The 25,785-nt window shown below is 74.5% G+C and carries 27 protein-coding genes; 11 read left to right on the top strand and 16 right to left on the bottom strand.

From position 1 onward, the window contains the following. Window positions 1-41: 41 nt before the first annotated feature. Window positions 42-1,694 carry an amidophosphoribosyltransferase gene (gene purF, locus PH191_RS19190; RefSeq protein WP_274196233.1) on the top strand — a complete coding sequence of 551 codons (1,653 nt, stop codon included), beginning with the start codon at window positions 42-44 and terminating at the stop codon, window positions 1,692-1,694. 46 nt (window positions 1,695-1,740) lie between these two features. Continuing rightward, on the top strand, window positions 1,741-2,856 hold the full coding sequence (gene purM, locus PH191_RS19185) for a phosphoribosylformylglycinamidine cyclo-ligase (protein WP_274196232.1): 1,116 nt from the start codon (window positions 1,741-1,743) through the stop codon (window positions 2,854-2,856). 106 nt (window positions 2,857-2,962) lie between these two features. Here purM and PH191_RS19180 read toward each other — a convergent pair whose 3' ends face one another. Together PH191_RS19180 and PH191_RS19175 are read right to left on the bottom strand one after the other, a co-directional pair. After that, window positions 2,963-3,181: a hypervirulence associated TUDOR domain-containing protein gene (locus PH191_RS19180; RefSeq protein WP_274196231.1), complete on the bottom strand. Its 219-nt coding sequence runs from the start codon at window positions 3,179-3,181 to the stop codon at window positions 2,963-2,965. 153 nt (window positions 3,182-3,334) lie between these two features. Further along, window positions 3,335-3,526: a DUF3073 domain-containing protein gene (locus PH191_RS19175; RefSeq protein ID WP_274188761.1), complete on the bottom strand. Its 192-nt coding sequence runs from the start codon at window positions 3,524-3,526 to the stop codon at window positions 3,335-3,337. Window positions 3,527-3,663: 137 nt separating this feature from the next. Here PH191_RS19175 and PH191_RS19170 point away from each other — a divergent pair, with 137 nt between their 5' ends. Next, window positions 3,664-4,566: a DUF8083 family protein gene (locus PH191_RS19170; protein ID WP_274196230.1), complete on the top strand. Its 903-nt coding sequence runs from the start codon at window positions 3,664-3,666 to the stop codon at window positions 4,564-4,566. Here PH191_RS19170 and PH191_RS19165 read toward each other — a convergent pair whose 3' ends face one another. The 4 genes from PH191_RS19165 to PH191_RS19150 all read right to left on the bottom strand — a co-directional run bounded on the left by PH191_RS19165 (window position 4,567) and on the right by PH191_RS19150 (window position 7,826). Continuing rightward, entirely contained in the window at window positions 4,567-5,133 is a 567-nt protein-coding gene (locus PH191_RS19165; protein ID WP_274196229.1) for an RsiG family protein, read from the bottom strand. Window positions 5,134-5,239: 106 nt separating this feature from the next. Beyond that, window positions 5,240-6,196, bottom strand: coding sequence for a threonine ammonia-lyase (locus PH191_RS19160; RefSeq protein WP_274196228.1), 957 nt, complete (start codon window positions 6,194-6,196; stop codon window positions 5,240-5,242). Further along, entirely contained in the window at window positions 6,193-7,320 is a 1,128-nt protein-coding gene (ygfZ, locus tag PH191_RS19155) for a CAF17-like 4Fe-4S cluster assembly/insertion protein YgfZ (protein WP_274196475.1), read from the bottom strand. The genes PH191_RS19160 and ygfZ overlap by 4 nt, the downstream gene beginning before the upstream one ends. Before the next feature lie 65 nt (window positions 7,321-7,385). Next, window positions 7,386-7,826, bottom strand: coding sequence for a Fur family transcriptional regulator (locus PH191_RS19150; RefSeq protein WP_274196227.1), 441 nt, complete (start codon window positions 7,824-7,826; stop codon window positions 7,386-7,388). Between the two features lie 150 nt (window positions 7,827-7,976). Between PH191_RS19150 and PH191_RS19145 the strand changes: the two genes are divergently transcribed. Continuing rightward, a complete protein-coding gene (locus tag PH191_RS19145) occupies window positions 7,977-8,942 on the top strand; it encodes a hypothetical protein (protein WP_274196226.1) in 966 nt (321 codons plus the stop codon). 78 nt (window positions 8,943-9,020) lie between these two features. Continuing rightward, the gene (locus PH191_RS19140; RefSeq protein ID WP_274196225.1) at window positions 9,021-9,797 is read left to right on the top strand and encodes a hypothetical protein; all 777 of its coding nucleotides are present in this window, start codon (window positions 9,021-9,023) and stop codon (window positions 9,795-9,797) included. On the opposite strand, the gene PH191_RS19135 is transcribed toward PH191_RS19140, so the two are convergent. The 6 genes from PH191_RS19135 to PH191_RS19110 form a co-directional block, all read right to left on the bottom strand. Next, the gene (locus PH191_RS19135) at window positions 9,701-10,600 is read right to left on the bottom strand and encodes a 5-oxoprolinase subunit C family protein (protein WP_274196224.1); all 900 of its coding nucleotides are present in this window, start codon (window positions 10,598-10,600) and stop codon (window positions 9,701-9,703) included. The two genes, PH191_RS19140 and PH191_RS19135, sit on opposite strands and share 97 nt — an antisense overlap. Further along, window positions 10,597-11,238, bottom strand: a complete 642-nt coding sequence (locus PH191_RS19130; protein ID WP_274196223.1) for a 5-oxoprolinase subunit B family protein — start codon at window positions 11,236-11,238, stop codon at window positions 10,597-10,599. Before PH191_RS19130 ends, PH191_RS19135 begins: the two co-directional genes overlap by 4 nt. Window positions 11,239-11,252: 14 nt before the next feature. After that, a complete protein-coding gene (locus tag PH191_RS19125) occupies window positions 11,253-11,912 on the bottom strand; it encodes a heme-binding beta-barrel domain-containing protein (protein ID WP_274196222.1) in 660 nt (219 codons plus the stop codon). Window positions 11,913-12,114: 202 nt separating this feature from the next. Next, window positions 12,115-12,417 (bottom strand): DUF1416 domain-containing protein, encoded by a 303-nt coding sequence (locus tag PH191_RS19120; protein ID WP_274196221.1) that lies wholly within the window; start codon window positions 12,415-12,417, stop codon window positions 12,115-12,117. Next, window positions 12,417-13,271: a sulfurtransferase gene (locus PH191_RS19115; protein WP_274196220.1), complete on the bottom strand. Its 855-nt coding sequence runs from the start codon at window positions 13,269-13,271 to the stop codon at window positions 12,417-12,419. The genes PH191_RS19120 and PH191_RS19115 overlap by 1 nt, the downstream gene beginning before the upstream one ends. Window positions 13,272-13,545: 274 nt before the next feature. Beyond that, window positions 13,546-14,064 (bottom strand): TlpA family protein disulfide reductase, encoded by a 519-nt coding sequence (locus PH191_RS19110; RefSeq protein WP_274196219.1) that lies wholly within the window; start codon window positions 14,062-14,064, stop codon window positions 13,546-13,548. Window positions 14,065-14,267: 203 nt separating this feature from the next. Here PH191_RS19110 and PH191_RS19105 point away from each other — a divergent pair, with 203 nt between their 5' ends. From PH191_RS19105 to pstB, 6 genes are all read left to right on the top strand, one after another. Then, complete coding sequence (locus PH191_RS19105; RefSeq protein WP_274196474.1) at window positions 14,268-15,107, top strand: winged helix-turn-helix transcriptional regulator; 840 nt, start codon at window positions 14,268-14,270, stop codon at window positions 15,105-15,107. 25 nt (window positions 15,108-15,132) lie between these two features. Beyond that, the gene (gene mshD / locus PH191_RS19100; protein WP_337994078.1) at window positions 15,133-16,053 is read left to right on the top strand and encodes a mycothiol synthase; all 921 of its coding nucleotides are present in this window, start codon (window positions 15,133-15,135) and stop codon (window positions 16,051-16,053) included. A gap of 189 nt (window positions 16,054-16,242) precedes the next feature. Next, window positions 16,243-17,352, top strand: coding sequence for a phosphate ABC transporter substrate-binding protein PstS (gene pstS, locus PH191_RS19095; RefSeq protein WP_274196218.1), 1,110 nt, complete (start codon window positions 16,243-16,245; stop codon window positions 17,350-17,352). Between the two features lie 133 nt (window positions 17,353-17,485). Further along, entirely contained in the window at window positions 17,486-18,454 is a 969-nt protein-coding gene (gene pstC, locus PH191_RS19090; RefSeq protein ID WP_274196217.1) for a phosphate ABC transporter permease subunit PstC, read from the top strand. Further along, window positions 18,454-19,368 carry a phosphate ABC transporter permease PstA gene (gene pstA, locus PH191_RS19085; protein ID WP_274196216.1) on the top strand — a complete coding sequence of 305 codons (915 nt, stop codon included), beginning with the start codon at window positions 18,454-18,456 and terminating at the stop codon, window positions 19,366-19,368. The genes pstC and pstA overlap by 1 nt, the downstream gene beginning before the upstream one ends. 9 nt (window positions 19,369-19,377) lie before the next feature. Further along, window positions 19,378-20,154: a phosphate ABC transporter ATP-binding protein PstB gene (gene pstB / locus PH191_RS19080; RefSeq protein ID WP_274196215.1), complete on the top strand. Its 777-nt coding sequence runs from the start codon at window positions 19,378-19,380 to the stop codon at window positions 20,152-20,154. Between the two features lie 73 nt (window positions 20,155-20,227). Here pstB and phoU read toward each other — a convergent pair whose 3' ends face one another. From phoU to dusB, 4 genes are all read right to left on the bottom strand, one after another. After that, window positions 20,228-20,884 (bottom strand): phosphate signaling complex protein PhoU, encoded by a 657-nt coding sequence (gene phoU / locus PH191_RS19075; RefSeq protein WP_274196214.1) that lies wholly within the window; start codon window positions 20,882-20,884, stop codon window positions 20,228-20,230. 71 nt (window positions 20,885-20,955) lie between these two features. Next, complete coding sequence (locus PH191_RS19070) at window positions 20,956-23,175, bottom strand: LCP family protein (RefSeq protein ID WP_274196213.1); 2,220 nt, start codon at window positions 23,173-23,175, stop codon at window positions 20,956-20,958. Between the two features lie 264 nt (window positions 23,176-23,439). Next, complete coding sequence (locus tag PH191_RS19065; protein WP_274196212.1) at window positions 23,440-24,414, bottom strand: GGDEF domain-containing protein; 975 nt, start codon at window positions 24,412-24,414, stop codon at window positions 23,440-23,442. Between the two features lie 248 nt (window positions 24,415-24,662). Beyond that, window positions 24,663-25,781, bottom strand: coding sequence for a tRNA dihydrouridine synthase DusB (dusB, locus tag PH191_RS19060; RefSeq protein ID WP_274196211.1), 1,119 nt, complete (start codon window positions 25,779-25,781; stop codon window positions 24,663-24,665). Window positions 25,782-25,785: the final 4 nt, after the last annotated feature.

Here is a 25,785-nt window from a genome sequence, read left to right as displayed (position 1 = left end):
GGCACGACTCGTGGCATCACCGTCGACAAGGAGCCGTCCCGGTGGACCCAGCCGGACCTGATTCACGGCCCACGTCATCCACCTCGACACCTCCCGAGGCCCCCGCGTACGACGAGGGGCCCAAGGAGGAGTGCGGCGTCTTCGGCGTCTGGGCGCCCGGCGAGGAGGTCTCGAAGCTCACCTACTTCGGGCTCTTCGCCCTGCAGCACCGCGGCCAGGAGGCCGCGGGCATGGCCGTCAGCGACGGTCGCCAGATCGTCGTCTTCAAGGACCTCGGGCTGGTCAGCCAGGTCTTCGACGAGCAGACGCTCTCGTCCCTGCGCGGTCACCTCGCCGTGGGTCACACCCGGTACTCGACGACGGGCTCCCCCACCTGGGAGAACGCCCAGCCGACGTTCCGCACCACCGCGGCCGGCACCGGCCTCGCGCTGGGGCACAACGGCAACCTCGTCAACACCGCCGAGCTGGTGCGGCGTCGCGACGCCGCCCTCGCGGTGAACGGCGGCCCGCGCAACGGCCAGGGCGGCGGCAACCGGCGCTCGTCGGCCCTCGTCGGCGCCACCACCGACTCCGACGTCGTGACGGGCCTGCTCGCCGATGCGGCGGCCGACCTGGGGGTCGAGGAGGCGGCGCTGCGCCTGCTGCCCGATCTCCAGGGCGCCTTCAGCATCGCCTTCTGCGACGAGACCACGCTCTACGCCGCCCGGGACCGCCACGGCGTGCGCCCGCTCGTGCTTGGGCGTCTCGACCGCGGCTGGGTCGTCGCCTCCGAGACCGCCGCCCTCGACATCGTCGGGGCATCGTTCGTCCGCGAGGTCGAGCCCGGCGAGCTCATCGCCATCGACGCCGAGGGGCTGCGCAGCTCGCGGTTCGCCGCGCCGGAGCCCAAGGGCTGCATCTTCGAGTACGTCTACCTCGCCCGCCCGGACACCTCGATCTCCGGCCGTGGCGTGCACTCGGCGCGCGTCGAGATCGGGCGCCGCCTCGCCGCCGAGCACCCGGCAGAGGCGGACCTCGTGATCCCCGTCCCCGAGTCCGGGACGCCGGCCGCCGTCGGCTACGCCGAGGCCTCGGGCATCCCGTACGGCATGGGCCTGGTCAAGAACGCGTACGTGGGCCGCACGTTCATCCAGCCCTCGCAGACCATCCGCCAGCTGGGCATCCGGCTCAAGCTCAACCCGCTTCGCGAGGTCATCCGGGGCAAGCGTCTCGTCGTCGTCGACGACTCGATCGTTCGCGGCAACACCCAGCGCTCGCTCGTGCGGATGCTGCGCGAGGCCGGCGCGCTCGAGGTGCACGTCCGCATCGCGAGCCCGCCCGTGCGCTGGCCCTGCTTCTACGGCATCGACTTCGCGTCGCGGGCCGAGCTCATCGCCAACGGCCTCGACGACGAGGGCGTGCGCCGCTCCGTGGGCGCCGACAGCCTGGGCTACATCTCCCAGGACGGCCTCATCGCGGCCACCGACCAGCCGCGCTCGCGGCTGTGCACGGCGTGCTTCTCCGGCGAGTACCCGATCCCGCTGCCCGACGAGGCGATGGTCGGCAAGCACCTGCTCGAGGACGTCACCGGCGCGAGCTGCGGCGACGGCGGCTCGGGCGGACCCGTCGTGTTCGAGCACGGGCGCTCGAACGGCACCGGGATGCCGCTCGGGACACCGGGATACGGTGCCGAGGACGCGCTCAGCCGTCCCTGACGGCTCTCACCCCCGCCTACTCCCGGCCCTGCGAGGAACTCCACCGATGACCCACGCCCCCGACGACACGGCACCCGAGCTCGCGGGCCAGCAGGCCAGTTACGCGGCCGCCGGGGTCGACGTCGAGGCGGGGGAGCGCGCCGTCGACCGCCTCAAGCCGCTCGCGAAGTCGACCTCGCGCCCCGAGGTCCTCGGCGGCATCGGCGGCTTCGCGGGCCTGTTCGCGCTGCGCACCGGCAAGTACCGCGAGCCCGTGCTCGCCGCGTCGACCGACGGCGTCGGCACCAAGCTCGCCGTCGCCCAGGCCGCCGACCGCCACGACACCGTGGGTCGCGACCTCGTGGCCATGGTCGTCGACGACCTCGTCGTCTGCGGCGCCGAGCCGCTGTTCCTGCAGGACTACCTGGCCATCGGGAAGCTCGTCCCGGAGAAGGTCGAGAAGATCGTCTCGGGCATCGCCGAGGGGTGCCGGCTCGCCGGCTGCGCCCTGCTCGGAGGCGAGACCGCCGAGCACCCCGGCGTCATGGAGCCCCACCACTACGACCTCTCGGCCACGGGCGTCGGGATCGTCGAGGCGGACGGGATGCTCGGGCCCGACCGCGTGCGCCCCGGCGACACCGTCGTGGCCATGGGCTCGTCCGGCCTGCACTCCAACGGCTACTCGCTGGCCCGCCAGGTGCTGCTGGAGATCGGCCGGATGTCGCTCGACGGGCACGTCGAGGAGTTCGGCCGCACGCTCGGCGACGAGCTGCTCGAGCCCACCCGCATCTACGCGCGCGACTGCCTCGCCGTCGCCGCCGAGACCGACGTGCGCACGTTCGCCCACGTCACCGGCGGCGGCCTCACTGCCAACCTGGCCCGCGTGCTGCCGGCCGGCCTCACCGCCGAGCTCGACCGCTCGAGCTGGACCCCGGCCCCGGTGTTCAAGCTCATCGCCTCGCGGGGCCGCGTCTCCCGCGACGAGATGGAGCGGACCTTCAACATGGGCGTCGGCATGATCGCCGTGCTGCCGCCCGACGACGTCGACCGCGCCATGGCCGTCCTCACGGCCAAGCACGTGCCGTCGTGGGTGATCGGCGAGGTGCGGGCCACCACCGAGGCCGACGGCGCGGCCCCGGATGCCGGACATGCCCTCCTCCGGGGCGACCACCCCCGCTTCTAGCCTTCCGCGCCAAGGAGGTGCGGCAGTCAGCGCTCCCTATCGGCGTGCTGAATCGGATGTCGCGCAGTACCTACCGACCTCCGGCGCGCTCCGCCGGTCGTCCCGGTCAGTCGGGGATCAGCTCGGAGTGGAGCTTGAGGACCGTCTGGCCGTTCGACTGCTCCAGCACGTAGGCCGGGTTGTCGTCCGTGCCGTTGCGGGTCTTCTTCTTGCCGTCGATGGTGCGCTCGACGCGCTCGGTGTGGACCTCCGAGACCTTCGCCTCGGCCTGGCCCTGACCCCAGTTCCACTTGACGTCGTCGCCCTTGCTGAACGCCTTCGTCACTCCCCGCTCCTCGCACGCCGGGCCGCTCGTGGTCGAGCGGTCGATGCGCGCGGTTACCCGCCCGGGCGGCGGTGAAGCGTGCCGTCCGGAGCGGGTCGAACCGTGGTGTGGCCGTGTGTTCGGCCGACGACGATCGACGGTCCTACGGAGCCGTCAACGCTCGTCGTAGCTGTACTCGCCCCAGCGTGCGTCGACCTGCTCGTCGTCGTCGGAGCGTCGGGCGGCGAACCGGTCGTCGCCGCTGCCCAGTTCCTGCTGCAGCGCGTCGAAGTCCGTGTTCGGGGAGCTGTACTTGAGCTCTCGGGCCACCTTCGTCTGCTTGGCCTTCGCTCGTCCGCGTCCCATGTCTGGACCCCCTCGCACAGGGCGGGGGCGGCCGGAGCATCTCCGGCGGCCCCCTGAAATCTGAGGTAACTCTCGTACTCACGACAATACCGTGTGTCCGATCGGGGTCGCGACGTGACATGGCACGATCGGCGGCCGTGCCCGCCCCCTTCGTCTGCTACCTGCGCGTCTACGAGCCGTTGGGGGCGCTGAAGGCCCCGTTGGCCGCGCGGGTGCGGGCCGGACTGGCCCGCGGGGCGGTACCGGTGGTCGACGCGGGCCGCCGCGATCGCGAAGTGTGTCTCCGCGCACAGTTGGCCGTGCCGTCGCGGCTGCTGCCGGGTGAGCGTGCCGACGGCACACCCCTCGACGGCCCGGCCGACGTGCTCCTCGCCGAGGGACCGGGCGGCACGGGGGGCGAGCCGGTCGGGCCGAAGACGCTGGTCTGTCCGCTCGAGACGCGCCCGCGGGCCGCGGCGGCGCTCGTCGGGTTCCTCACCACCGAGGCGCCGATCCTGCGCTCGGCGGCGCTCGCCACCGAGGAGTCGGCGGTGCGCTCGCGCGCCGAGGCCGCCGTCGCGGAGCTCGGGGAGTCCGCGACGCACATCGTGTCGGCCAACTGGACGGTGCCGCTGCCGTGGTTCGCGCTGGTGGACCCCGCCGAGCGGATCCTCGTCCTGCCCAGCGACGACGCCGTCACCGCGCCCGAGGCGCCGGCCCGCCGCTGCTACTGGCGTGTGCCGGTCGGTGACGCCCTCACGCGGGCGGACGCGGCCGCCGACCTGCTCACCGAGACACTCGGCGACGACGGCCCCGCCGAGGTCCTGCGCGACACCGCGCGGTGGCTGCGGCACTTCGACCCGGGTTCGCTGGTCGAGCTCGACTACGGCGGCCTCGTGACGCTCATGGACGACCAGACCCTCGCCGCGGACACCTCGGCCGAGGACGTCACCGAGGCCCTCGAGGCGCTGCGGGGCGGCGACGCCGAGCGTGCGATGGCGAGCTACCGGCGCCTGCGGGACTTCTGGGCGAGCCGGGCGGCCCACCAGCGCGCCAATTAGCTACTGCATCTCCTTGCGCAACAGGTCGTCCACCGACGCCGAGCCGTCGCGGTAGCGCCGGCCCAGCTCGTCGTTGCAGGCGTCCATGACCTGCTGGACCATGCTGCGGTGCTCGGAGACCGAACGCTCCTCCTCCGCGTACGCGGTGGCGGCGGCCGTGAGGTCGTCGTCGGAGAGGGTCGCGACGTCGGACAGGCCGGTGTCGGCGAGCAGCGCCTCGACGTGCCGGCGGTGCGACTCGGCGCGCGAGGGCTGCACCGTGTGGTGGCGCCCGCGGCCCGCGGACGGGCCGAGCGCGTTGTCGGCGAGGATCCGCGGGAGCTCGTCGACGAGCGACGATCCCTCCTCGCCCTCGGCGGCGGCCGCCCGGCGTCGCTGCTCGAACCGGACGATGTCCATGCGTGCGTGCAGGAGCCGGCGCAGGTAGGACAGGTCCGTCTCCTCCTGCGCCGCGTCGTCGCGCTTGGCCCGGGCGTCGTCCATCGGGCACGTCGCCAGGTCGGCGAGGAAGGCGGGGTCGAGCACGCGGTCGAGGCGTCGGCGACCGCCCTGCCGGAACTCGATCATGGCTTCACATCGTGCGCGACCAGGGGGGCCGATGTCACGCGGCAGCCGGGTCGGCGCGTCGAGAGGTGCGTGCGGCGCGTGCGCCGGTCGGCGACGGGCACGGACCTCACCCGAACGTCGGCACCGGCGCCCGGTCGGCGAGGACCCCGGCCAGCCAGGCGGGGTCGACGTTGCCGCCGCTGACCACCGCGACCGTGCTCCGGGCGCGGGCATCGGGAGGCAGGGCGAGCCATCCCGCGGTCGCGACGGCCCCGCTCGCCTCGCAGGGCACGCCCACGGCGTGCAGCCCGCGGGTGGCGTCGGCGATGGCGTCCTCGTCGACGGTGACGACGTCGGCGACCAGGTCGCGCACGTGCGGCCAGGTCAGGTCGCCCAGCGCGGTGGAGCGCAGGCCGTCGGCGGCCGTGCGGGCCACCTGCTCGCGCGGCCAGCGCTGCCGCTCGCCGGCGTGCCAGCTGGCCGCGGCGTCGCCCGCGAGGGACGGCTCGGCGCCGATCACCCGCACCCCGGAACCGCGGAGTGCGGCGGCGATCCCGCTGATCAGCCCACCGCCGCCGATCGGCACCACGACCTGCTCCACCCCCGCGCGGTCGGCGAGGATCTCGGCGCCCGCGGTGCCCTGGCCGGCGATGATGTCGGGGTGGTCGTAGGGCGGGATCAGCGTCCCACCGGTCTCCGCGGCCGCGGCCTCGGCGGCCGACTCGCGCTCGTCGGCGGGGACGCGCACCAGCCGGGCGCCCAGCGCGGCCATCGCCTCGACCTTGGCCTCGACGGCGTCGTCCGGCACGACCACGGTGCACGGGACGCCGAGGCGCCGCGCGACCCAGGCCAGCGCGCGGCCGTGGTTGCCCGAGGAGTGGGTGACCAGGCCGGCCGCCCGGCGCTCGGGCGCGAGGCGGCTCGCGGCGTGGAAGGCGCCGCGCAGCTTGAACGCGCCGATCGGCTGGAGGTCCTCGCGCTTCACCGCGAACCCGGGCGCGAGATCCTGGACCGGCGTCCGCACCGCGACGCCCTCGAGCACCGCGGCGGCCGCGGCGACGTCGGACGGACCGAGCAGGGTCACCCCTGCAGGCGGCGCATCGCCGCGCGGCCGGGAGGCTCGCCGGTGTCCGGCGGGATCGAGTCCGGGTCGACGGCGGCGGGGCCGGGCACCTGCTGCTCGCCCTCGGCCGCGACCCACAGTGGCGTCTCGGCCGACGCGGCGGCGACCGCCGAGCGCTTGAGCAGGGCCAGCGCGACCGTGCCGAGCTCGTGGTGGCGCACGGCGGTGCCGATGCGCCCCACCGACCGGCCGCCCTCGGCGGCGAGCACGGGCGTGCCGGGCGGGGGCAGCGGGTCGTCCCCGGCCTGCAGGTGCAGCAGCACCAGCTGACGGGGCGGGCGGCCCAGGTTCGCGACGCGCGAGACCGTCTCCTGGCCCCGGTAGCAGCCCTTGTGCAGGTGGACCGCGCCGCCGATCCACCCCATCTCGTGGGGGATGGCGCGCTCGTCGGTGTCGAAGCCGAGGCGGGGCCGGACGGCGCCGACCCGGAGGGCCTCGAAGGCGTCGTGCCCGGCAGGGCGGGCGCCCGCGCCACGCAGCCGCGACCACCAGGAGCGGAGCTCGGCGCGCGGGACGATGAGGTCGACGGCCGCCTCGGGGCCCGGCCCGGGCCACGGCATCCGCCGCACGACGCCGCCGTCGGGCAGGGCCGCGGACGCGTGGTCGCCGTGCGGGGCCACGACGCCCGCGGCGGTGAGCACCTCGTCGATCTCGGGGCCGACCAGCGTCAGGACCGCCCAGTCGTCCGACTCGTCGGCCACGGTGACCTGCGACCAGAAGCGCATCCGGTCCAGGTACTCCGCCAGCGGCGCGGCGCGGCCGGGCTCGACGTCGAACCACACCGTGTCGTCGACGTGGGCCAGCACCGCGTGGTGCTCGACGCGGCCCTGCGCGTCGAGGACCAGCGCCTCGGTGCCGGCGCCCTCGCCGAGGTCGGCGACCTGCTGGGTCAGCAGCAGGTGCAGCCAGCTCAGCCGCTCGGGACCGGAGACGCGCACGACGCCGCGGTGGGAGCGGTCGACGACGCCGGCGCGCCGGATCAGCGCGCGCTGCTCGCCGAACGGGTCGCCGTAGTGGGCGGGGACGGCGGCGTCGGGGCCGGCGTCGGTGCCACCGTCGGGGCCCTCGTCGCCGTCGGGACCCATCGGCGGCTGCGGAGCGACCGCGCCCGGCTCGTCGAAGGTCGGGGACGGGGTCAGGGGAGAGGTCACTACGCGTCCTCCGCGAGCTCGGCGTCGGCGCGGTCGGCGCACGCCCGGCAGGTGCCGGAGAGCGCGACGTGGGTGGCGTCCAGGCGGAAGCCGTGCGACGCGCGCAGCGACTCCGCCAGGGCCTCCAGCGCGTCGACATCGATCTCGTCGACCGCGCCGCAGTGATGACAGACCAGGTGGACGTGCTCGTGCTCGGACGTCGCATACGTCGGCGCGCCGTGCCCGAGGTGGGTGTGCTTCACGACGCCGAGCTGCTCCAGCAGGTCCAGCGTGCGGTACACCGTGGTGATGTTCACCGCGGGCGCCGTCTCCTGCACCCGCGTGCAGACGGCTTCCGGCGTCGCGTGGCCCAGCTCGATGACCGCGTCGAGCACCAGCTGGCGTTGCGGGGTCATGCGCAGGCCACGGCGGTGCAGCGTCTGCCGCAGTTCGGTGTCCACCCGGTCGATGGTAGGCCTCGGACGCGCCGAGAACCCCCGGGTGGGCGGGGGGCGGCTCCGTGCGTCGGCGGGCGGCGGTCCCTACGATCGGGAGGGTTCTGCGCCCGACACCCGGCGCGCACCGTGGACCCCGGCTGCAGGCAGGTGACGATGACGACCGGTGAGCAGGGACGCACACCGCCCGACGCCGAGCACTATCTGGACTTGTCCGGCATCGAGGAGGACAGTCCCGGCCCGCACTTCGACGTCGTGCTGCGGGGATACGACCGACGGCAGGTCGACGAGCACGTCGCCGGCCTCCGCCGGATGAACGCCCAGCTCCGCGCCCAGCTCGCCGTGCGCGAGCGGCGGCGCAGCGCCGCCCCCGAGGCACCGGCGTCCTCGGCGTCCTCGGGGTCCTCGGGGTCCTCGGGGCTGGAGGGACGGGTCTCGGACACCATCCCCGAGGCACGCCGCGCGCCCGGTGGGGACCAGCACGAGTCCGGCGACGGGGCGCCCGGCAGCCCCGACATGGTCGGCGCCTTCAACGACCGGCTGCGCGGCATCCTGCAGGCCGCGGAGCAGGAGGCGCAGCTCGTGCGCAGCAAGGCCGCCGAGTCGCTGCTCGCCGAGCACGCCGAGTCGCGCGCCGCCCTCGCGGAGCTGCGGGCGCAGCGTGACGCGGTGGTCGACGAGCTCGTCCGCCTGCGCGGGCGGCTCGACGACATCGTCTCCGGCCCGACGCGCCCCTCCGCGGCACCGCCGGCGCCGCCCCGCCCCGGGCCCGGGGGGGCGTGGCGCGGTCCCGCCCGGCCGCCCGGTCCGCCGCACCCGGGGCACCGGCCGCCCGGGCCGTACGGCGGGCCGCCGACCTTCGCGCCCGGGTCGCTGGACCAGCCGACCATGCATCCCGTCGCCCACCCGGTCGATGCCGACGCGACTGCCGCGGACACCGTGTCGGTCGACGCCGCGGCCGAGCCCGACGACACCGACGGCCCTCACGCCACCGACGCCACCGACGAGCCGGGGACGCCCGAGTCCTCCGAGTCCCAGGTCGACGTCACGGAGGGCACCCAGCCCGCCGCGAACGCGGCTCGCCCTGTGCCGTCCTCGCCGGAGCGTGCGGCAGACGGGTGACGAGCGCGGGGTCTCGTGAGACCGTCGGTGACCGGATGACGCCACGTCTCGCGGCCGGACGGCGTACCGTCGCCGCTCATGCGCGTGCTCGAGTCCCCGATCACGTGGATCGTGGTCGCGGCCGTCCTGCTGGTCGTGGCGATCGTGCTGATCGCGGTGTCGTCGGTCCGGCGCCGGCGTGCCCGTCGGGCGGCCGCCACCGCGGCGTGGCCGCCCCCGACGCTCGAATCGGGCCGCCCGGACCCCGGGGCGGCGTGGAGCGACCCGGCCACGGCGCGCCGCCGCCCGTCGTCGGATTCCCGGACGGCGGGCTCGCCGGTGTCGAACCTGGACGACGCCTCGGACGCGACGGTCCCGGCGACGTACTCGGATCCGCCCACCGATCCCCTCGACGTCGACGCGGTGCGTGCGGGTCTCGCCGAGCCGACGACTGAGGAGGCTCCGCCCGAGGAACCGCACCGCCCCCGGCACGCGGCCTCGGCGGACGGCGAGGCCGGCCCCGAGACCGGGCAGGAGACCGGCCCCGACACCGAGTCGGCCAAGGACCGGCTGCTCGCGGTGCTCCTCGGGGACCCCGAGGCCGCGGTGGCGGCCCTCGCCGCCGCGGACAGCGACGGCGGCACGACGGCTTCCGACGGCGACGTCACGGCCCTGTTGCGGGCCGGGCTGAGCCCGAGCCAGGTCGCCCGCCTGGTCGGGGTGGACGAGTCCCGTCTCGCGGCGCTCGTGGCCCGGCGTCTGGGGCTGCTCCCCGACGATCAGCCCCCGAGCGGCACGAACCGCACCGACGAGCCGGGCCGGAGCTGGGCGAACGCCGGCAGCTCGGCCGGGTCCACGACGCCGACCACGGGGTAGCCGCCGGTCGTCGGGTGGTCGGCGAGGAAGACCACCGGCTGCCCGTCCGGCGGCACCTGCACCGCGCCGCCCACCAGGCCCTCGCTGCGCAGCTCCACGCCCCGGAACGCCTCCGCCCGCTCGAGTGCGGGGCCCTCGAGGCGCACCCCGACCCGGTCGCTCGTCGAGCCCACCGTCCACGTGCCGGTGCGCAGGCGGCCCGCGGCGTCGTCGACCCACTCCGCGCGCGGCCCCAGGTGCAGCCGGATCACGACGGCGTCCGGCGCGGCGGAGACGCCGATCGCCCCGGTCCCGACGGGCGGGGTGGACGAGGACGGGCCCAGCGGCAGCCGTGTGCCGACCTCCAGCGGCGCCGGCCCGAGCCCGGAGAGCGTGTCCGCGCTGCGGCTCCCGAGGACGGGGTCGACCGCCACCCCGCCGCCCACGGCGAGGTAGCCGCGCAGCCCGCTGGTCGGCGCGGGCACGACGAGGACGTCGCCGGCGTGCACGTGGACGGGCTGGTGCGACGCCGCCACGCGCTCGCGGGCCGCGGTCCGCACGACCAGCCCGCCGGGCGGGCCGGTGAGCGCCACGGTCGTCGCTGTGGAGGCCCGTAGTGCGAGCCCGCCGAGCAGGATCTCCAGCCCGGCGGCCTCCGGTGGGTTGCCGACGAGCCGCTGCGCGAGCGCGTGCGCGGGTCCGTCCAGGGCGCCGGCCGGGGGGACGCCGATGTGGGCCCACCCGGGCCGCCCGCGGTCCACCACGAGGGCGCGGGGACCGACCTCGGTGACGACGAGTTCCCGGCTCCTGGACTCCTCGTTCATCGCCGCCCCGCGTCCCGGAAGCGCACCGTCGTCCCCGGCACCAGCAGCGCGGGCGGGTCGCGGTCGGGATCGAACAGGGTCGGCGCGTCGTCGGTCAGCCGCCCCAGCAGCCGCCAGCCACCCGGTGAGGTGCGGGGGTAGACGCCGCCGAACTCGCCGGCCACCCCCACCGAGCCGGACGGGATCCGCGGACGCGGGGTGTCCAGGCGCGGCTGCTGGAGGGCCTCGGGGAGCCCGGCGAGGTAGGCGAAGCCGGGCGCGAAGCCGCCGAAGGCCACCGTGAGCGTGGCGCCGGTGTGCAGGTCGACCACCTCGTCCACCGAGCAGCCGGCGTCCCGGGCGACCAGCTCGAGGTCCTCGCCGTCGTAGTGCACCGGCAGCTCGACGCTGCCCGCGTCGCGGTCGCCGCGCGGCGCCGAGGTGTCGACCCCCTCGAGCAGCGCCCGGACCGCGGCCAGGGCGTCGGGCGCGCCCGGGGCCGTCACCAGCACCGTCCGGGCCGCGGGGACGACGTCCACGACGCCGGGCAGCTCGCCGCGCCCCAGGGCCTCGCGCAGGGCCGCGCCGACCGCGTCCACCGCGGCGAGCCCGTCGAGATCGACGAGCAGCGCCTCGGGACCGACGGGCCGGACGTCCACGGGCGGGGTGGAGCTCAGCCGACGACGCGCTGCAGCCGCGCGGACGTGTGCGGCTGCATCGGCTGGCCCTCCATGGCACGCTCCTCGACGTAGGCGAGGTCGCCGTCGTCGACGATGCCGTAGAGCCGGGTCGCGCCGTTGACCTCCTTCGCCGTGGAGGTCCGGGCGATCGCGTCGGTCTGCAGCTCCCAGGACGTCTGTGTGCGGCTCTCGCCGTAGTAGAGCTCGATGATCCCGGTGTGGTGGGCGAGCAGGAGCTCGAGCATGCCGTCCTCCTGCGCGCGCCACCAGCCGACCTCGCGGGCGGCGGGCCGCACCACGGCCCCGCCCGGCCCGTCGAGGATCCAGGAGCGGGCCTCCCAGGACAGGAACGGCCTGCCGTCGTGCGCGACGGTGATCTGCTGCCCGAAGTGGAAGGGGCCGTCGATCGTCGGGTAGACGACCTCGCCCTCACCGCGCCAGACCCCGACGAGCGGCAGCAGACCCAGGAGCGCGTCGTTCAGCTCCGGGCCGAGCCGCAGGTTCGCGGTGTCGTTCGGGATCGGGAGGTCGTCCCACCCGGGGACGTTGGCGCCCCGGGTGCGCTCGGCGCGCTCCGCGGCCGCCCGGATCGCCTCGTTGCCGCTGCTGCCCTCGGGCAGGTCGGCCTCGTCGGGGTTGATGGACGAACTCATCGCTCCTCCTCGCCGGTGAGTGCCTCGTCGCGGAAGAGCCGCCGCGTCAGCACGACGCCGGCGCCGAGGATTCCGGCGCTGCACGCAGCGAGCAGGACGGTGTAGAACCACGCCACCGGCCCACCCTAACGACCACCGCCCGCCCGCCCCGCCGCGGTGGGCGGGACGAGCGGGCGGATCGTCTTCTGTCGCGGCCTCGGAACTATGCCGCGACGGACACCTCGGTCGTGAACAGGCCCGGGCCACCGACGGTGACCTCGGACTGGCCGTTGCCCGAGCGCGAGAGCGCGCGGACGGTCCAGGTGCCCGGGGCCGCGAAGAACCGGTAGTCGCCGGAGGCCGAGGACACGACCTCGGCGGTGAACTCACCGGTGCCGTCGAGGAGCCGGACGTAGGCGCCCCCGACGGGCGACCCGCCCGCGAGGACCTTCCCGACCAGCACCGACTCCTTCGAGAGGTCGGTACCGGCGGGCAGCTCGGCGGTCTGCTCGGGCGCTCCGCACATCAGGATCCACTCCCACTCTGTCCGGGCCCGGTCTCGATCGGCACGCCGATCAGCGAGCCGTACTCGGTCCAGCTGCCGTCGTAGTTCTTGACGTCGGACTCGCCGAGGAGCTCGTGCAGCGCGAACCACGTGTGCGAGCTGCGCTCGCCGATGCGGCAGTACGCGATGGTCGAGCGCGAGGAGTCGAGCCCCTGCTCCTCGTAGAGCTTGCGCAGCTCGTCGTCCGACTTGAAGGTGCCGTCCTCGTTGGCGGCCTTCGACCACGGCACGTTGAGCGCCGAGGGGATGTGGCCACCGCGCTGCGCCTGCTCCTGCGGGAGGTGCGCCGGGGCGAGCAGCTTCCCGGAGAACTCGTCGGGCGAGCGGACGTCGACGAGGTTCTTGGTGCCGATCGCGTTGACGACCTCGTCGCGGAAGGCGCGGATCGAGGTGTCCTGCTCCTTCGCGGTGTAGGAGGTCTGCGAGCGCTGCGGGACCTCGGTGTCGAGCTTGCGCCCGTCGAGCTCCCACTTCTTGCGGCCGCCGTCGAGCAGCTTGACGGCCTGGTGGCCGTAGAGCTTGAAGTACCAGTACGCGTAGGCCGCGAACCAGTTGTTGTTGCCGCCGTAGAGGATGACGGTGTCGTCGTTGCCGATGCCCTTGGCGGACAGCAGCTTCTCGAAGCCGGCCTTGTCGACGAAGTCGCGGCGGACCTGGTCCTGCAGCTCGGTCTTCCAGTCGAGCTTGACGGCGCCGGGGATGTGCCCGCCGTCGTAGGCGGTGGTGTCCTCGTCGACCTCCACGAAGACCGTGTTGGGGGCGTCGAGGTTCTGCTCGGCCCAGTCGGCACTGACCAGGGCGTCCTGGCGGCTCATGTGTGTTGCTCCTCGGGTGCTTGCGGATTCCTGGTGGGACGGGATCCCCGCCGGCGACCCCCGTACAGCCGAGGACCCGCGATCACACTGCGAAGGACGTCAGGTGGGCGGTCCGGGCGCGGAGTCGTCCGGGGGCCGGGTCAGCAACAGAGGCTGGAGTCCACACGGCACAGGTCCACCACGCGTCGCTGGGTGAGCCCGCCGTCCACGCGCGCCACGCTACCGAAGAATCGGGCGTCGACCGAGGGTGACGTCACACGCTCGTGGAGCGCGCTCACCCGGTGCGACGCCACGGGGCGAGCGAGCCCAGCAGATCGGCCCGGCGGGGCACCCCCACGTGGCGCGCCAGCTCGACCCCCGCGGGGTCGACGACCAGCGTCGTCGGGGTGCGGCGGATGCCCAGCAGGCGCACCAGCTCGGGGCGCATCGCGACGTCGACCTCGCGCACCATGAGCCCGGGGTGCTCGCCGGCGACGTCGGTGAGCACGGCCCGGGACGCGCGGCAGTCGGCGCAGAACTGGGACGACAGCTGCAGCAGCGCGAGCCCGCCGGGTGGGCCGGCGAGGTCGCGCGGGAGGACGCCGCTCACGGCGTCGCCCGGTCGCTGCGGGCCCACCGGACGGAGGTCGCGGCGCGTGCCCTCGGGACCCGGGTCGGGGGCCGACGGGACGGGCGTGGGTCCGCCGGCCGCCGCACCGCGGGAGCGCCGGAGCCGGACGATCGCGAGGACGAGCCCCGCGACGAGCACCACCGCCAGGGCCGCGGCGGCGGCCACCAGCACCCAGCCCGACACCCGGAATCCTCCCCCGCCCCGCACGACCCGTCCTGCTCACGCAGCGTAGCCCGGGGTCCGGCTCACCGGATCGGCGGGGATGTGCCCCCTGACCGGCACTTTTCCGGGCGGACGGGCTTGCGGGCCCGACGTGACATGAAACGCTCGGGAGGGTGACGGCGCGGTGAACTGGTCTAGGGTCCACCCCACGATCGCGGAGGGAGATTCGCGTGGAGCTGCTGCTGCTCACCGCCGACCCCGAGCCGACGTCAGTGTTGCCGTCGCTGACCCTGCTACCCCATGGACTCCGGACCGCAGCCCCCGAGGTGGCGGCCCTGCTCGATGCCGGCCCGCACGACGCCGTGCTGGTCGACGCCCGGCACGACCTCGCCGCCGCCCGCAGCCTCTGTCGCCTGCTGGGCTCCACCGGCCTGGACGTCCCGGTGATCGCCATCCTCACCGAGGGCGGCCTCGTCGCGGTGTCCCTCGAGTGGGGCGTCGACGAGGTGCTGCTGCCCGGCGCCGGCCCGGCCGAGGTGGACGCCCGGCTGCGCCTGCTGCGGGCCCGGCGCGCCTCCGACGGCGCCGGTGCCGAGGGTGCGCTGGTGCTCGGTGAGCTCGTGATCGACGAGGCGACCTACACCGCCCGCCTGCGCGGGCGGCCGCTCGACCTCACGTACAAGGAGTTCGAGCTCCTCAAGTACCTCGCCCAGCACGCCGGCCGGGTCTTCACCCGCGCGCAGCTGCTGCAGGAGGTCTGGGGCTACGACTTCTTCGGCGGCACCCGCACCGTCGACGTCCACGTGCGGCGGCTGCGGGCGAAGCTGGGCCCGGAGCACGAGCAGCTCATCGGCACCGTGCGCAACGTCGGCTACAAGTTCGTCCGCCCGATGCGCGGCGTGCTCGGGACGGCGCAGACCGCGTCCGACGAGTCCGACGACGCCGAGGAGGACGCACCGGCCACGAGCCCCCGGAGCACCCCCGCCACGCCGGTCCCGCGGTCGACCGGGTCCTGGGACGACGCCCGCGTCGTGCGGCCCGCCGCGTGGGCCCGGGGCGTCTGAGGCGAGGAGCGCTACGGTCACCGCCGTGCTGGAGACCCGGTGGGTGGCGACGGTGACGCCGCAGGAGGCGCAGGACGTCCACGCCCTGGTCGCCGCGGTCGCGGCGGCCGACGGGGTGGACGCCTACGCCGAGCCCGCGCGTCGCGACCTCGACGCGATCGTCGACGGCGGGCGCCCCACCACGCGGCACCTGCTCGTGCGCGACGGCGGCGACCTCGTCGGGCACGCGCTGCTCGACGGCGAGAACCTCGGCGACCCGGTGGCCGAGCTCTCCGTGCACCCCGCCCACCGTCGCCGCGGGGTCGGCGCCGCGGTGGTCGACGCGGTGCTCGAGGAGTCGCCCGTGGCGCGGTTCTGGGCCCACGGCGACCACCCGGGCGCCGCGCGCCTGGCCGAGCGGGCCGGCCGCCGCCGCGCCCGCGAGCTGTGGCGCATGCGTCGGCCCGCCCCCGGGCACGAGGCCCCGCCGCTGCCCGCGCTGGTCGTCCCCGACGGCGTCACGATCCGCCCGCTGCGGGTGGGGCGGGACGAGGACGCCGTGGTGGCCGTCAACAACCGCGCGTTCTCCTGGCACCCGGAGCAGAGCGGCTGGACGACCGACGACGTCGCCGCGATCGAGGCGGAGTCCTGGTTCGACGCCGACGGGGTGCTGCTGGCGTGGGACACCGCGACCGACGACCTGCTCGGCTTCCACTTCACGAAGGTGCACGCCGTCTCCGAGACGGTGCCCGAGCCGCTGGGCGAGGTGTACGTCGTGGGCGTCGACCCCGGCGCGCAGGGGCGCGGTCTGGGTCGGGCCCTCACCCTCGCGGGGCTCCACCATCTCGGCGATCGCGGTCTGCGCACGACCATCCTGTACGTGGAGGGCGACAACGCCCCGGCGATCGCGACCTACCGCCGCCTGGGCTTCGAGCGCGACGCGGTGGACGTCTCCTACCAGCGTTGATCGCCGAGAGTGACCGACGTCGCAGTCGTTCAGCCCTCCGGGCGACGTTCCCGGGACGCGTTCATCCCTCGTTCATCCCGAGCGCTCCGAGCGTCCATCCGGCCTGCTTAGCCTCCGTTGGCGTGGTGCGACCCCGCGCTGCGACGTGCCCACGCGGAGGTGGGCGGAACGGACACGGAGGAATCTTCTGTGAGGTATCAGCGACGCGTCGCAGCGATCGGCCTGATCGCCGCATCGGCGCTCGTGCTCAGCGCGTGCGGCAGTGACGAGAACGCCGGTGGCGGCGGGGTGTCCGCGGCACCGGGCGTCACCTGTGGCGGCAAGCCCGACCTGCGGTCCAGCGGGTCGTCGGCGCAGAACAACGCCATGACGCGCTTCGTCGCGACCTACCAGCAGACCTGTCAGGGGCAGACCCTGAACTACACGCCGAGCGGCTCGGGCGCGGGGCGCAACGAGTTCCTCGGCGGGCAGACCGACTTCGCCGGTTCGGACTCCGCGCTCAAGGACGGCGACGAGACCACCCGCGCCCAGCAGCGCTGCGCGTCGCCGGCCTGGAACCTGCCGCTCGTCTTCGGGCCCGTCGCGATCGCCTACAACGTCCCCGGCGTGACCGACCTCGTGCTCGACGGCCCCACCGCCGGGCGCGTCTTCAACGGCCAGGTCGCCACCTGGAACGACCCGGCGATCGCCGCCCTCAACCCGGGCAAGCAGCTGCCGGCCGCCCCGATCATCGTGAACTTCCGTTCCGACGAGTCGGGCACCACCGAGAACTTCCAGAAGTACCTGGTCGCCGCCTCCAACGGTGCGTACGGCAAGGAGGCCGCCCAGACGTTCAACGGCGGTGTCGGCGCCGGTGCCCGCGGCAGCCAGGGCGTCGCCGACGCCACCAAGAACACCCCGAACTCGGTGACCTACGTCGAGTCGTCGTTCGCCCAGCGCGGCGGGCTCGGCATGGCGCAGGTCATCAACTCCGGTGGCGGCCAGGCCGTCCCGCTGACCACGGAGTCCGTGGCCACGGCGGTCAACAACGTGCAGGTCACCGGCCAGGGCAACGACCTGAAGCTGGACCTGGACAGCCTCTACCAGGCCAGCGCGCCCGGTGCGTACCCGATCGCGCTCGCGACCTACGAGATCGTCTGCTCGAACTACGCCGACGACCAGACCGCCGGTGCGGTCCGCGGCTTCCTGCAGACCGCGCTCTCCCCGAACGCGCAGCAGGCCCTGCCGGACGCGGGCTACGTCCCGCTGCCCGAGCAGTTCAAGCAGCGTCTGACCACCGCGGTCAACGCCATCCAGTAACGGACCGGCGACACGATTGCCCGGCGACGACGAGGCGGACGGAACCCCGGCTGTGACCGAACGCACCACGGCGGCTCGACCGCGGGACCCTCAGGACGAGGGTTCCGCGGCCGGGTCGGCCACCCTGGACACCGTGACCGACACCGACCCCGGTAGGGGAGGGACGGATCGGGGGAAGGCCACCCCGGGACGCGGCGAACGCATCTTCCGGGGGCTGACCTCGGGTTCCGGCCTCCTCGTCGTCGCGGCCATCGCCGCGATCGGGCTCTTCCTGCTCGTGCAGGCGGTGCCCTCCCTGCTGGCCGACAACGCCAACTTCCTGACCTCGCCGGTGTTCGACACCCGCGACCCGGCGAACCTGAACTTCGGTATCCGTGACCTGCTCGTGGTGACGCTGCTGTCGTCGCTGTTCGCCCTGGTCCTCGCGATGCCGATCGCCCTGGGCATCGCGCTGTTCCTGACGCAGTACGCGCCCAAGCGGGTCGCGCGCCCCTTCGCCTACGTGATCGACCTGCTGGCCGCCGTGCCGTCGATCATCTACGGCCTCTGGGGCATCGCGGTCCTGGCACCGGCCCTGCTGCCGATCGCGACGTTCCTGCGCGACGACCTGGGCTGGTTCTTCCTGTTCGCGCCGGGCAACCTGCCCGTCCTCACCGGCACGATCTTCACCGGCGGCGTCGTGCTCGCGGTGATGATCCTGCCGATCATCACCGCGGTCACCCGCGAGGTGTTCTCCCAGGCCCCGCGCTTCCACATCGAGGCGGCGCAGGCGCTGGGGGCCACCCGCTGGGAGGTCATCCGCATGGCCGTCCTGCCCTACGGGCGCAGCGGCTACATCGCCGGCTCGATGCTCGGCCTCGGCCGGGCGCTCGGCGAGACGATCGCGGTCCTCATCGTCATCCGCGCGGCCACCACGCCGTCGGGCTTCAGCCTCTTCGACGGCGGCTACACGTTCGCCTCGCTGATCGCGTCGGCGGCCTCGGAGTTCAGCCAGCCGCTGCCCACCGGCGCCTACATCGCGGCCGGCCTGGTCCTGTTCGTCCTGACCTTCGTGGTCAACGCGATCGCCCGCGTGGTCGCCGGCGGGAAGGTGAACGGCTGATGAGCACCGCGACCGGCCTGAGCTCTCCGGAGCGTCCCGCCACCACGCCGACCTTCCAGGCCCCGAGCACCGGCCGGAAGATCAAGAACAACCTCGCGACGTTCCTCGTCGGGCTCGCGTTCGTCATCGCGCTGGTGCCCCTGGTGTGGGTGCTCGCGACGGTCGTCGTCCGCGGCATCGGCGCGATCCTGTCCTCCGACTGGTGGGGCAGGTCGCTGTCGGGCGTGCTGCCGGAGTCGTACGCCGGCGGCGTCTACCACGCGATCTACGGCACGCTGATCCAGGCGGCGCTGGCGGCCGTCATCGCCGTGCCGATCGGCATCCTGGCCGCGATCTACCTCGTCGAGTACGGCCGTGGGCGCCTGGCGAAGACCACCAGCTTCATGGTCGACATCCTCGCCGGCGTGCCCTCGATCGTCGCCGCGCTGTTCATCTTCGCGGCGTTCATCTCGATCCTCGGCGCCGAGCAGAGCGCCTTCATGGTGTCGCTGGCGCTGGTGCTGCTCATGCTCCCGGTGGTCATCCGCAACACCGAGGAGATGCTGCGGCTGGTGCCCGACGAGCTCCGCGAGGCGGCCTACGCCCTCGGCATCCCGAAGTGGAAGACGATCCTGCGGATCGTCCTGCCCACCGCCCTGTCGGGCACCGTGACCGGCGTGATGCTCGCGCTCGCCCGCGTCATGGGCGAGACCGCGCCGGTGCTGGTGCTCGTCGGCTACTCGCAGTCCATCAACTTCGACCCGTTCTCCGGGAACATGGCCTCGCTGCCGCTGTTGATGTTCTCGGAGCTGTCGAACCCGGAGCCGTCCGGCCAGTTCCGCATCTGGGGCGCCGCGCTGACGCTCATCCTCATCATCATGATCCTGCAGCTCGGGGCGAGCGTCGTGTCGCGCTTCTCCGCCATCTCGAAGTAGAGGAACACCGTGGCCAAGCGACTGGACCTGAAGGCCGTCGACATCTTCTACGGCGACTTCCACGCCGTGTCGGACGTCAACCTCTCGGTGTCGCCGCGCAGCGTCACCTCGTTCATCGGCCCGTCGGGCTGTGGCAAGTCGACCGTGCTCCGGACGCTGAACCGGATGCACGAGGAGATCCCCGGCGCCCGCGTCGACGGCGAGGTGCTGCTCGACGGCGAGGACATCTACGCCCGCAGCGCCGACGCGGTGGCCGTGCGCCGCACCATCGGCATGGTCTTCCAGCGCCCGAACCCGTTCCCGACGATGTCGATCCGCGACAACGTCGTGGCCGGCCTGAAGCTCCAGGGCGTGCGCGACAAGAAGAAGCTCGACGAGGTCGCCGAGGCCTCGCTGCGCGGCGCGAACCTCTGGAAGGAGGTCAAGGACCGCCTCGACAAGCCCGGCGGCGGCCTCTCCGGCGGTCAGCAGCAGCGTCTGTGCATCGCCCGCGCGATCGCCGTCCAGCCCGACGTGCTGCTCATGGACGAGCCGTGCTCGGCGCTCGACCCGATCTCGACGCTGGCGATCGAGGACCTCATCGGGGACCTCAAGAAGGAGTACACGATCGTCATCGTCACCCACAACATGCAGCAGGCGGCGCGGGTGAGCGACCAGACGGCGTTCTTCAACCTCGAGGCCACCGGCAAGCCCGGCAAGCTGGTCGAGATCGACGACACCGAGAAGATCTTCTCGAACCCGCACGAGCAGGCGACCGAGGACTACATCTCCGGCCGCTTCGGCTGAGTCCTCCCCGAACGCGACAGAGCCCCTCCCGCCACCGGCGGGAGGGGCTCTCCGTGTGTGCGCGGCCGGTCGGTCAGGCCTCGGGCGTGTTGGGCATCTTGCCGGTGACCATGAAGACCACGCGGCGGGCGACGGCCACGGCGTGGTCGGCGAAGCGCTCGTAGAAGCGGCCCAGGAGGGTCACGTCGATGGCGGGCGCGACACCGCTCGGCCAGTCCTTGCTCAGCAGCAGGGTGAACAGGTGGCGGTGCAGGTCGTCCATCGCGTCGTCGTCGGACTCCATGGTGAAGGCGAGCTCGATGTCGCGCGTGAGGATGACCTGGCGGGCGTCCTGGGCCAGGTCGAGCGCCACGCGGCCCATCTCGGCGAAGTAGGGGGCGACGTCCTCGGGCAGCACCTTGGCCGGGTGGCGACGCCGCGCCGCCTTGGCGACGTGCAGGGCGAGGTCACCCATGCGCTCGAGGTCGCCCGCGGAGTGGATCGCCGCGATGACCGAGCGCAGGTCGCCGGCCACCGGCGCCTGGAGGGCGAGCAGGCCGAACGCCTGCTCCTCGGCCTGGCTGCGCAGGGCGTCGATCTTCGTGTCGGAGGAGATGACCTCCTCGGCCAGGTCGAGGTCGCCCTCGAGCAGGGCGGTCGTCGCCTTCTTCATGGCCTCGCCGGCCATCTGGGACATCTCGGCGAGCTCTTCGGAGAGGGCGGCGAGCTTCTCGTTGTAGGCCGTGCGCATGTCGCGCAACGTACGCGGACGGCCGGTCGTCCGTCCGACGACGGTGTGAACCAGGGATGAACGGCGCCGGCTCAGGCGCAGGTGGCGTCGGCGGCCGTGATCGTCGGGTTGACCGGCGCGGACGGCGTCGTCCCGTCCGGGGCGGCGTCCGAGCGGACCTCGCCGTCGAAGTCGTCGCCGAGGGTCAGGGTCAGCGTGCTGCGCCCCGCTCCGCCGGGCTCGAGCCGGGCACCCGGCACCGCGGCGCCCAGCGCCGACGCGGCGGCGGCCTGGTCGGGCGAGTAGCGGATCGTCGTCCCGCCCCCGCCCGACGACGAGCCGGCGTCGTCGCTGGTGACGACGAAGCCGGCGGAGCGCAGACGGTCCGCCACGCGCTCGGCCGACGGTCCGTCCGACGTGGAGCCCCCGTCGCCGCCGTCCTCGCCGTCGTCGTCACCCTCGGCGGGTGAGCGGGCGTCCACGAGCCGGATGTCGGCGGGCGCCGGGGCGGGCACGGGCGCGGCCGGCAGGCCGGGCGCCGGCGCGCCGCTGCCGGGCAGCGGGTCGTTGCGGATGATCGCGTCGAACATGGCCCGCTCGTCGCCGCGGCGGAGCACCTCGTTGCCGCGGTCGTTGGCGAGCCCCGTCGTCGGGACCGTCACGAAGCTGACCGTGCGCGGGTCCAGGCTGCCCAGCGACTGCGAGAGCGCGAGCAGCTGGTCCGAGCCGATGTTCTCGCCGAAGGTGGAGCGCGAGACGGCCTCCACGAGCCCCTCGAGACGGCTGGGGTCGAGCAGCGTGCCGGCCGAGAGCACCGAGCGCAGCAGCGCGCCGAGGAACCGCTGCTGGCGCTGGATGCGGCCGTAGTCGCTCGACGGGTCGCCCTCGACGTGGCGGGCGCGGACGTAGTCGAGCGCCTGCTGCCCGCTCAGGACGGTGGGCCCGGCCTGGGGGATGACGGTGCCGAGCACGGAGTCGCGCACCGGGCGCTCCACACAGATCGGCACGCCGCGCACGGCGTCGACCATGCCCTGGAAGCCCTGGAAGTCGATGCCGAGGAAGCGGTTGATCGCGAGGCCCGAGAGCTCCTGGATCGCGCGGGTCACGCAGCGCGGCCCGCCCGCGGCGTAGGCCGAGTTGAGCTTCACGCGCGGGGTCGGCGGCAGCATCTGGGGCGAGTAGGCGCCGGAGATGGGGTCCCAGCGCTCGCAGGCCGGTCGGGTGATCTCGAGGTCGCGGGGGAACGACACCACCGTGACCGTCGACCGGTCCTCCGGGACGTGCACGACCATGATCGTGTCGGTGCGGGCCCCGGGCACGCCGGCGGTGTCGCCGGCGTCCTCCGACGGGGGCGCGCCGGCCCGGCTGTCCGAGCCGACGACGAGGAAGTTCTGGTCGCCGGCCTGTGCGGCGGCGTTCTGGATGGCCGACGAGTTCGGGTCCAGCGCGCCGATCTGGCGCACCGCGGCCTCGACCCAGGACGCCGCGCCCCACCCGAGCCCGCACACGACCACGACGAGGACCGCGCAGGTCGCGGTGAGCAGCCGCGCCGTCCGGCGCCAGGTCCACCGCCGCCGCCACGTCGTGAAGCGACTGCCCACCGACGCGAGCACCGCCGACGTGGCCGCGTACTCGGTCTCGCCCGCGCGGGCCTCGGTGGCGGCCGGGCGGCGCGGCGCGGGCTCGCTCGTCGCCGCCGCGGCACGGACGTGACGGACGGCGGGCGACTCCGCGGGGTCGGGCTCGGGCTCGGGCGCCCGGGGTTCGTCCGCCTCCGGCTCGTCCGGCTCCTCGGGGGGAGGCGGATCGGCCGGTCGCGCGGTGTCGGGCCGGCCCGGGGGGACCGTCGCGGCGGTGGGAGCGGCCGCCGGACCGGCGGGGGTGGACGGGCGCCGGGGCGCGGGGGCCACCGGGGGACCGGGCGGGGGCCCCGTCGGCGGAGGCGGTGTCGCGCGCGCCGGGATGCGTCCCGCGGGCAGCGTCACCGCGTCCACCGGACCCCGCGTGGACGGTGCCTTCGCCGCAGCCGGCGAAGGGATGCCCGCCGACGGGGTGCCGGGCGAGGTGGGGAGCGCGGACGGCGCGGTCACGAGCCCGGCGCCGGGCGGGCGGAGACCGAGACGCGGCCCGCGCTTGCGGGTCAGCGGCACCATCGTCGGGCGACGCCCGGCCTGGGCCGTCGGCGTCGCGACGGGGATGCGGAACGGCGCCGACGCCGGGCCCGAGCGCGCCACGGGAGAGCGGACCGCGTCGGACCCGGGAGCCCCGGGGCGGGAGCCCCGGGCCGGGTCGCCGGCGCGGTCGTCGGTCACGCATCTCCTCGTGGCTGATGATCTCGGGCGGGCAGCCCGGACACGTGCTGGTCAGCAGCGGGATACTACGGCCGGGTCGGACCCCGACGGTCTCGGGGCCGTTACGCGATGCGGTGACCGGAGCACAACGGTCGCCACACGACCGGGCGACACGGGGCACCCGTTCGGGCAACCGCCGTGCTCAGGTCCGTCTCAGCGACGCGGCGGATGGGCGATCCGGTCGCCCCCCGGACGCCGAGGTGCCCGGTGAGCGGTCGGGGGCCGTCAGGAGGTCGGGAACGCCCCGCGGGCAGCGGCGGCGATCCCGCGACGGGCGGCAGCCGCTCCGGCCAGCCGCACGGCGCCGTCGTCGGCGTCGCGGTAGGCCACGGCGTTGCGACCGGCGCGCTTGGCGACGTAGAGCAGCGCGTCGGCGGCGTCCAGGCCGGGCGCGCCGGGGTGCGCGCCGGCCTCGAGGCACGCGACGCCCACGCTGACCGTGACGCGCAGGTCGTCGACGAGCTCGTGCCACGGGTACGCGTCGACCCGCGCCCGGGCCTCCTCGCACACCCGGACCGCCTCGGCGGGCGCCAGGCCGGGCAGGACGAGCGCGAACTCCTCGCCGCCGTAGCGCGCGCAGAAGCCCTCGGCGGGCAGCCCCTCGTTCATGAGGTCGACGAGGCGGCGCAGCACCTGGTCGCCCACGGCGTGGCCGTGCGTGTCGTTGACGCCCTTGAAGTGGTCGACGTCGGCCAGCGCGACGCAGGCGGGGGAGTCCGCGCCGTCACCACGCAGCGTGCTCAGCCGCTCGTCGAGGTAGCGGCGGTTCCAGGTGGCGGTGAGGCTGTCCCGACGGCTCTGCTCGCGGGCCTCGGCGCGCTCGCGCCGGAGACGATCGACCTCGATGCGTAACTGATCGGGCACTTCGTCCGGCGTCGTCCGCTCGTCCCGCACGAGCGAGACCGCGGCCTTGAGGTGCTGGTACGCGCGGCGCCAGTCGCCGCGGTCGGCGAGGACCTCGGCGGCCGCCTCGTGGGCCCGCGCCTGGTCGGACCGGCCGGCGACGGCCGGCGCCCCGGACGGGGTGGTCGAGGGCACCGCGTCGAGCCCGACGATCGGGGAGGTGGGGAAACCGCAGGTGACGGTGCCCTGCTCCGGGGTGGGGTGCGCGGCGGGGGTCGCGACCCCGGCGTCGAGCACCGGCTCCGCGGTCGTCGTCGCCACGGTCCCGCGTCGCGGCAGCAGCCCGGCCAAGCGCACACACATCACCTCCGTCCCTGCCTCTAGTGTCGCCCTCGATCATGGTCCTGTAACGGTCCTTCGCCGCGTCGCCGACAACTTCGCTCGGTCGGCGCACGTGACGCTGCGTAGACGGATCCCGTGCCGACACGTTCGGCCCACCTTGAGTCGCCCGCGACGGTGGTCGTGGCGGACACGCGCATGCCGGCCGTGACGTGTGATCGACGTGATGCCGGACGTCGATACGGGCAGTAGCGCCCGGTGAGGGGTCAGCCGCCGGAGTGCATGACGTCGGCGCCCGCCGGGACGGTGTCGTCCTCGGGGTCGTCGAGCCATCCCTCGGGCAGGGTCACGTGCCCGGGCGAGCCCTGCCGGCCGCGCGGACCGTCGGCGTCGGGCGGGAACGGCAGGTCGGGGTCGAGCTGCGCGAGCAGCTCGTCGAGACGCTCCAGCCCGTCGATCATCCCGAGCTCGCGGCGCAGTTCGGAGCCGACGGCGAAGCCGTGCAGGTACCAGGACATGTGCTTGCGGGAGTCGCGCACGCCCTTGCGCTCGCCGTGGTGGGCGATGAGCAGCTCCACGTGGCGTCGCATCACCGCCGCGACCTCGCCGAGGCGCGGGGGCGTGGGGATCGGGCGGCCGGCCAGCGCGGCCTCGAGCTCCCCGAAGAGCCACGGGCGCCCGAGGCAGCCACGTCCGACGACGACGCCGTCGCAGCCGGTCTTCTCCATCATGGCCACGGCGTCGGTCGCGGCGAAGATGTCTCCGTTGCCGAGCACCGGCACGTCCGTGGGCACCGCCTCGCGCAGCTCGGCGACGCGGTCCCAGTCGGCGTGGCCCGAGTAGCGCTGCGCCGCGGTGCGCGCGTGCAGGGCGACGGCCGCGGCACCCTCGGCGGCGGCGATGCGCCCGGCGTCGAGGAACGTCACGTGGTCGTCGTCGATGCCGACGCGCATCTTCACCGTCAGCGGCAGCCCGCCGCGGGACGCCGAGGCGACGGCCGCGCGCACGATCGACTCGAACAGCCGCCGCTTGTAGGGCAGCGCCGCCCCACCACCGCGACGCGTCACCTTGGGCACCGGGCAGCCGAAGTTGAGGTCGACGTGGTCGGCGAGGTCCTCGTCGACGATCCGGTCGATCGCGCGGCCGATCGTCACGGGGTCGACGCCGTAGAGCTGCATCGAGCGCGGGGTCTCGTCGGGGTCGAACGCGATCATCTCGGCGGTGCCGGGGTGCTTCTCCACCAGCGCCCGCGCGGTGATCATCTCGCAGACGTAGAGCCCCGCGCCCTGCTCGCGGCACAGGCGGCGGAACGCCACGTTGGTGATGCCGGCCATCGGCGCGAGCACGACGGGCGTCGGCAGCTCGAGGGGGCCGATGCGGAGCACGCCC

Origin of the sequence: Actinomycetospora callitridis (genome assembly GCF_028737265.1) — a bacterium.
GTDB classification, from domain to species: Bacteria; Actinomycetota; Actinomycetes; order Mycobacteriales; family Pseudonocardiaceae; genus Actinomycetospora; species Actinomycetospora callitridis.
The sequence above is the reverse complement of the archived record's forward strand: the minus strand, read 5'-3'. Positions and strand labels throughout refer to the sequence as shown.

Bases quoted from the DNA above. Each gene is read 5' to 3' on its own strand.
- PH191_RS19175 (WP_274188761.1), bottom strand. From the start codon at position 3,526: ATGGGACGCGGACGAGCGAAGGCCAAGCAGACGAAGGTGGCCCGAGAG.
- ygfZ (WP_274196475.1), bottom strand. From the start codon at position 7,320: ATGGGTCCCGACGGCGACGAGGGCCCCGACGGTGGCACCGACGCCGGC.
- PH191_RS19140 (WP_274196225.1), top strand. From the start codon at position 9,021: ATGCGCGTGCTCGAGTCCCCGATCACGTGGATCGTGGTCGCGGCCGTC.
- purM (WP_274196232.1), top strand. From the start codon at position 1,741: ATGACCCACGCCCCCGACGACACGGCACCCGAGCTCGCGGGCCAGCAG.
- PH191_RS19120 (WP_274196221.1), bottom strand. From the start codon at position 12,417: ATGTGCGGAGCGCCCGAGCAGACCGCCGAGCTGCCCGCCGGTACCGAC.
- PH191_RS19125 (WP_274196222.1), bottom strand. From the start codon at position 11,912: ATGAGTTCGTCCATCAACCCCGACGAGGCCGACCTGCCCGAGGGCAGC.
- pstA (WP_274196216.1), top strand. From the start codon at position 18,454: ATGAGCACCGCGACCGGCCTGAGCTCTCCGGAGCGTCCCGCCACCACG.
- PH191_RS19115 (WP_274196220.1), bottom strand. From the start codon at position 13,271: ATGAGCCGCCAGGACGCCCTGGTCAGTGCCGACTGGGCCGAGCAGAAC.
- PH191_RS19165 (WP_274196229.1), bottom strand. From the start codon at position 5,133: ATGATCGAGTTCCGGCAGGGCGGTCGCCGACGCCTCGACCGCGTGCTC.
- PH191_RS19135 (WP_274196224.1), bottom strand. From the start codon at position 10,600: ATGAACGAGGAGTCCAGGAGCCGGGAACTCGTCGTCACCGAGGTCGGT.
- phoU (WP_274196214.1), bottom strand. From the start codon at position 20,884: ATGCGCACGGCCTACAACGAGAAGCTCGCCGCCCTCTCCGAAGAGCTC.
- PH191_RS19145 (WP_274196226.1), top strand. From the start codon at position 7,977: ATGACGACCGGTGAGCAGGGACGCACACCGCCCGACGCCGAGCACTAT.